This is a genomic window from Candidatus Sarmatiella mevalonica (assembly GCF_016751895.1).
GTDB classification, from domain to species: domain Bacteria; phylum Pseudomonadota; class Alphaproteobacteria; order Rickettsiales; family Rickettsiaceae; genus Sarmatiella; species Sarmatiella mevalonica.
The window spans coordinates 1-4,945 of record NZ_JACVVM010000079.1; the positions used below are offsets into that span (position 1 = coordinate 1).

Sequence of the window (4,945 nt, forward strand, 5' to 3'; positions counted from 1 at the left end):
CCACCTCAAAATCAAATAAGTCCTTAAATTTGCGATATTGATGCTTTGGACTAACTAATTGATTTAAACTTACCATTGTAATTTGATGCGCTGAAGACATTTGAAAACCTCGTTCTTTTGAGATTTATTATAACAAAAATTACCTCATCTCGCAACGGTCCCCAAATGTTTTGGGATTGGAAAAATAGAGGCAATTTTGGGGGGTAGAGAATTTTTTGACCAGGAATGGATTGAATTTCTTACAAATAATAATATTAATTTTGTATTCCGGATAAAATGTAATACGAAAGTTAGAGGAGTAAATCTTGGTAAAGTGCAAATTAAATCAATAGACCTCTTTCCTAACTCTACTCCTGATGGCAACTGTGGCGACGCTGTCGATGCGCAAGTCCTCACGTACTTCATGTACGCTGCGGCTCTGTGCTTCGTATACTCCTCGCATTTGCTCTTAATTGAGCGAGTTTCGAAAGAGGTCTAATAGCACATTTGGCTTCCCGCCTCTTGCTTTTTTCCGCTTCTTCAAGTATTGCTATCATCTTTTTAACGTAGATCGCTTCACACCGCTTAACCTTCGAAACTCTCCATCTTTATAATTCTTTATCTTTTCGTATTTCATCTTAACCTCTCTCATAGAGGTTAGTTAATACCTATCCCTTAGGTTATGCAAGAGGTCTAATATGGAATTACGAAAATGATAGTTTCCGAAGAGGTCTATTCCTTAAACTAGTTAACAGTGCCATACATAGAACGCCTAAGACTCTGAGCGTCGAAGAGGCTTCAAGAATCGACGACGCACTTGGCGCTAGTAGCAGAGTTTGGGTAGAGGTATATATTAATGTAAGTTGATACTATCACTTAGATACACGCATGTGAGGATTGAGAAAATATAAGCTTGTAACACAGCAACGAAAATTTCAAAACCAATCAACACAGTAATAAATGGAATAGGCAGCATGTTCGCAAAAATAGGAGCAGACAAGACAAAGCCAGCCATCACCTTCAACAACACATGGCCAGCAACCATGTTAGCGGTTAGACGCAGAGCAAGACTCACAGGTTTTGCGAGAAAAGCAAATAACTCTATTACAATCATTAAAGGCACTAACCACCATGGCGTTCCCTTTGGTAAAAATAAAGAGAAAAAATGCAAACCATGTTTAAACAACCCAACGAAGAGCATTAAAAAAAATACAAAGGAAGAGATAACGAATGTAACTGATAGATGGCTTGTGATAGTAAAGCCGTACGGTATCATGCCAAATAAATTAGCAGTTAAGATAAACGAAAAAATGGTGAGTACAAGCGGTAAAAATGGCTTGCCTTTCACGCCAATATTCTGCTCTACCATGCTAGCTATCATATTGTGCCACATTTCTACGCTCATTTGCAATCTACTAGGTAATACGCTGGCTTTGCGTAGCCCATAATTCAAGAATGCTGTAATAGCTAAACACACCAGCACCGTAGTGCAAGTGGCGTTAGTTAAACCTAGCTGCGGCACTAAATATTTCACTTCAAACTGAGCGAGTGGACTATGAGTCATAAAGAAACAATTATATAGTGTTATTTAATGTATTTATTTAGAAGAAAAAAAAGTCGCCCTTAAACCTGCTAAAAACCCAAAAATTGAGCAAAGCAGAACCAGCGCCACCTTCAAACTAGGCCAAGCATTACCTAGCAAAAAACCTATCATTACAGCCACAATTATACAAGAAAAAAACTCAAGAGACAATACGTATCCTCTAGAACTTTTAGGTAACTGAGAACCCTCCATCCGCGGGGCATCAAGTGCCTTTATCAGAGCTTCTGCATCTGAGTATTGTTTTGTTTGTGTTGCGCTAGAAACCTCATGCATCTTTTTGCATATTGAACCGGACGTTGCATACAATCTAGTTACTAGCTCTTGATCTTCTGAGTTTTTTGACAATTTGGCGCGCCCCTCTAGCGCCTGAATCGTTTGATCGGCTATGCTAACTCCTTCTAAAATCGACAATTTTTCTTTAATACACTCTAATCTATACTCTTCGAATTCATCATCTTTAGACCCCTTGCGCAACTCTACCACTGATGGTGATGTTTGCGTTGCTCCACTCAAATCTTCACTTATTTCGTGTATGCCGTGCTTCACGCACTCCTTACGTTTCTTTCTCATGAGTGAGTTTCCAAATAAGTCTAATGGTATATGTCGTATATATCGCGACTTTCTTGAGTTTCGATGCCCCACTTAATTTTTAATTCATGCAGATAGCCAGAACTCTCCAATTGCTCCAATATCCTATTGATTTTCTTATTTAAAGTGGAGTTTTTAGGTGTAGCAATAACATATTCAGTGATTAAAGTATCGATAGATGTAGAGCGTATTTTGCGAGAGTTATTATGATGCTTTGCGATATATTCAGCCTGCGCCTTTTCCATCACGGCAACGTTAATATTTTTATTATCTAAGGCGCGCATCAGGTCATGCATATTATCCACTACAACCACAAAAGCCTTGTGAGTTAAAGCTATACTTTGCGCAATTGCAGTCCAAATAGTGCCTAGAGTAGCGCCTATTTTTTTATTTCGTAGATTATCTAGAGAGCTTATATCACCCCCAGTGGCATCAGAGAGCAAGTAGATATTAGTTTTGTGATATGTATCTGATAAAGAAACTCTATCAGCGCGTTCTTGAGAATAAGAAAATCCAGCTACTATCACATCTACCATTTTATTTTCTAATGCTGGCAATAGATTGCTAAACGGCATACTAACCCATTCCACTTGTTTATCAAGCTTTTGAGCAATAGCATTGATAAGATCGACATCAAAACCAACAATCTTCTCGTTTTCTAAGTATTCATAAGGGGGGTTATCTGGTGCAGTAGCTACTACTAAGGTGTGATCATTGAGCTCACAACTACTACAAAGACTAGAAAAGCAAAGGAGCAGAAGGTAGGCGTTACACTTTCTAACAAAATAAAATAACTTTTTTATCATAAGCAGTGTGTCGCCAAATATGGTAATGTACGCATCAGCATGCAGCTCTTCTTAATTTATCATTAATTGCTATACCTAAACCATAATGCGGTATTTTTGCTACAACAATATTTTTTAATTTATATACCTGGCTATATTTGTCCAGAGAGCGCAGCATATCATACAAATTACTAGCAGCTTCGATTAAGTCAGCATTTACGCTTAAATTGAGAGAAAATACAGCTTTAATATTACTCTGCCCAAAATTGAGACTTACTTCTTCCATGCTTTCAACCTCAGATCTATTGCAAGAAGATGCGTTAATTTTGATAGCTGTTTGAGGAGAGTAATGCTTTTGCAGCATACCAGGAGCCTTTATTTTTGCACTGTCACCAGCCACCACTTCCTTTTTTACCACCTCTTGTATAGCATTCATGGTTAAGTACCCATGCCTCAGAACAACAAAATTATCATAACTTACATCTAAAATAGTAGATTCAATGCCATGTAGCGCACGTGAGCCCTTTAATATCACTACCTCAGACTGATCTTGAAAATGCTCCGAAACATGCTCGAAAGACGTTGGGCTTAAGTAACCAGAAGGATTGGCGCTAGGGGCTGCAATTGGCGAGGAAGACTTCCTAATAAGCTCTAAAGCGGTTCTATGCCCCGGCACCCTAATTGCTATGGTGTCTAGCCCACCAGTAACCATTTTAGAAATGCCATTATTTTCTTTAGCTTTTAAAACAAGAGTGAGAGGACCAGGCCAGAAGCGCTCAGCTATTTTTAGAGCATCATCAGAAAAATAAGCAAGCTCTCTGGCACGTTCTAAGCTGTCTACGTGCACTATCAGAGGGTTATATGTTGGACGTTGTTTAATCTGAAAAATCTTAGAACAAGCATCATCATTGCTAGCATCTGCTCCTAATCCATAAACAGTTTCTGTAGGAAATGCTACTAACCTGCCGCAGCGAATAAAATCTATCGCCAACTGCATATCTTGAGCCACACAATACCTCCTTGTAGTATTTCGTTATATATTTATTTATACGTTATAAGCTTAAATCAGCGCTGAAAAAAGCAGTGCGCGATTGCCTCTTACTCCACTGATTAATCGCCCCTCCCAATCATCTAAGGTGGGTGTGGTCGTTTCTATAAAATAAAACCAAGTCTATCTGACTGCTATTATAACTCCTTTTTGTAAGTAAATGCAATACAGAAAAGAGCATGATGTCTGGTATTCCTAACTAAATATAAACAAAAGAATTTGTTTGTTGAATAAAAGGTATAACGAATGAAATATCATATCCATAGCCTTTGAATATCGTTTGGAGGCCTATTAAACCTTGCCAAATAATGTCGTATTAAAGAGTTTTTAGACTCTATCAAAGATGTCTCCGTCTTGCTTACGATACGCTGCTTTCCAAGTTTATATGATGCGTACCCTTCATAACCCGTAATGCCCCAAAAAAAGGAGCAGTAGTAGAGGGACTATTTTAACCTGAGCTCGATGTAAGAGTTAATAATAGGCAAGTTAACAAAGGGGGTGGAAGCAACCTGGGGTTAATGCTATAGTCAATTAACTTGAATTAGGAAGAGCGAAGAAGACTTCTATAGCTCTATAGAGATTGTCGAAGAGATGGATTTTATTTTTAATCCACTTCTTCATATTAGCACAGAACTTTTCAATTGGGTTAAGGTCAGGAGAGTAAGGTGGCAAGAAGATTATTTACTTCACTAATGTAACCTTTTGAGCGCAATTGATCTCTAAAAATGGCAAATATTTTAGCCAAAAGATTGGTACCTATCTTCGTTCTGAGTTTACTAAAAACACTGTAATCAGGAGTAGCCTCTGTTAAATCAAAATCACAAAACCATTTGGCGGCAACGCTATCACTCAAATATCTTTCTAATTCACGGTCTGACAAATCTTCCATGAATTGCAAAAGCAAACATTTAAAAAGACGCTGAACTCCATAACCTTTATAAT

General features: G+C 38.0%; 7 protein-coding genes and 1 pseudogene. All 8 read right to left on the bottom strand.

Annotated features, from left to right (window positions below; translation table 11 throughout):
* Positions 1–144 precede the first annotated feature (144 nt).
* On the bottom strand, positions 145–405 hold the full coding sequence (locus Sarmat_RS05890; RefSeq protein ID WP_202149853.1) for a hypothetical protein: 261 nt from the start codon (positions 403–405) through the stop codon (positions 145–147).
* A gap of 92 nt (positions 406–497) precedes the next feature.
* Positions 498–616: pseudogene (locus tag Sarmat_RS07475) on the bottom strand (IS5/IS1182 family transposase); the annotation flags it as partial.
* A gap of 216 nt (positions 617–832) precedes the next feature.
* A complete protein-coding gene (locus tag Sarmat_RS05895) occupies positions 833–1,543 on the bottom strand; it encodes a F0F1 ATP synthase subunit A (RefSeq protein ID WP_202149854.1) in 711 nt (236 codons plus the stop codon).
* A 33-nt stretch (positions 1,544–1,576) separates the two neighbouring features.
* Entirely contained in the window at positions 1,577–2,152 is a 576-nt protein-coding gene (locus Sarmat_RS05900) for a hypothetical protein (RefSeq protein WP_202149855.1), read from the bottom strand.
* 20 nt (positions 2,153–2,172) lie between these two features.
* A complete protein-coding gene (locus Sarmat_RS05905) occupies positions 2,173–2,976 on the bottom strand; it encodes an ABC transporter substrate-binding protein (protein WP_202149856.1) in 804 nt (267 codons plus the stop codon).
* Positions 2,977–3,010: 34 nt separating this feature from the next.
* Positions 3,011–3,952 carry an L-threonylcarbamoyladenylate synthase gene (locus tag Sarmat_RS05910; RefSeq protein ID WP_202149858.1) on the bottom strand — a complete coding sequence of 314 codons (942 nt, stop codon included), beginning with the start codon at positions 3,950–3,952 and terminating at the stop codon, positions 3,011–3,013.
* A gap of 582 nt (positions 3,953–4,534) precedes the next feature.
* The gene (locus Sarmat_RS06965) at positions 4,535–4,675 is read right to left on the bottom strand and encodes a transposase (protein WP_244127164.1); all 141 of its coding nucleotides are present in this window, start codon (positions 4,673–4,675) and stop codon (positions 4,535–4,537) included.
* Positions 4,656–4,945: transposase (locus Sarmat_RS05920; protein ID WP_202149857.1), on the bottom strand; the 290-nt coding region annotated here is incomplete at its 5' end. The genes Sarmat_RS06965 and Sarmat_RS05920, both read right to left, overlap by 20 nt.

Bases quoted from the DNA above. Each gene is read 5' to 3' on its own strand.
- Sarmat_RS05890 (WP_202149853.1), bottom strand. From the start codon at position 405: ATGAAGTACGTGAGGACTTGCGCATCGACAGCGTCGCCACAGTTGCCA.
- Sarmat_RS05895 (WP_202149854.1), bottom strand. From the start codon at position 1,543: ATGACTCATAGTCCACTCGCTCAGTTTGAAGTGAAATATTTAGTGCCG.
- Sarmat_RS05900 (WP_202149855.1), bottom strand. From the start codon at position 2,152: ATGAGAAAGAAACGTAAGGAGTGCGTGAAGCACGGCATACACGAAATA.
- Sarmat_RS05905 (WP_202149856.1), bottom strand. From the start codon at position 2,976: ATGATAAAAAAGTTATTTTATTTTGTTAGAAAGTGTAACGCCTACCTT.
- Sarmat_RS05910 (WP_202149858.1), bottom strand. From the start codon at position 3,952: ATGCAGTTGGCGATAGATTTTATTCGCTGCGGCAGGTTAGTAGCATTT.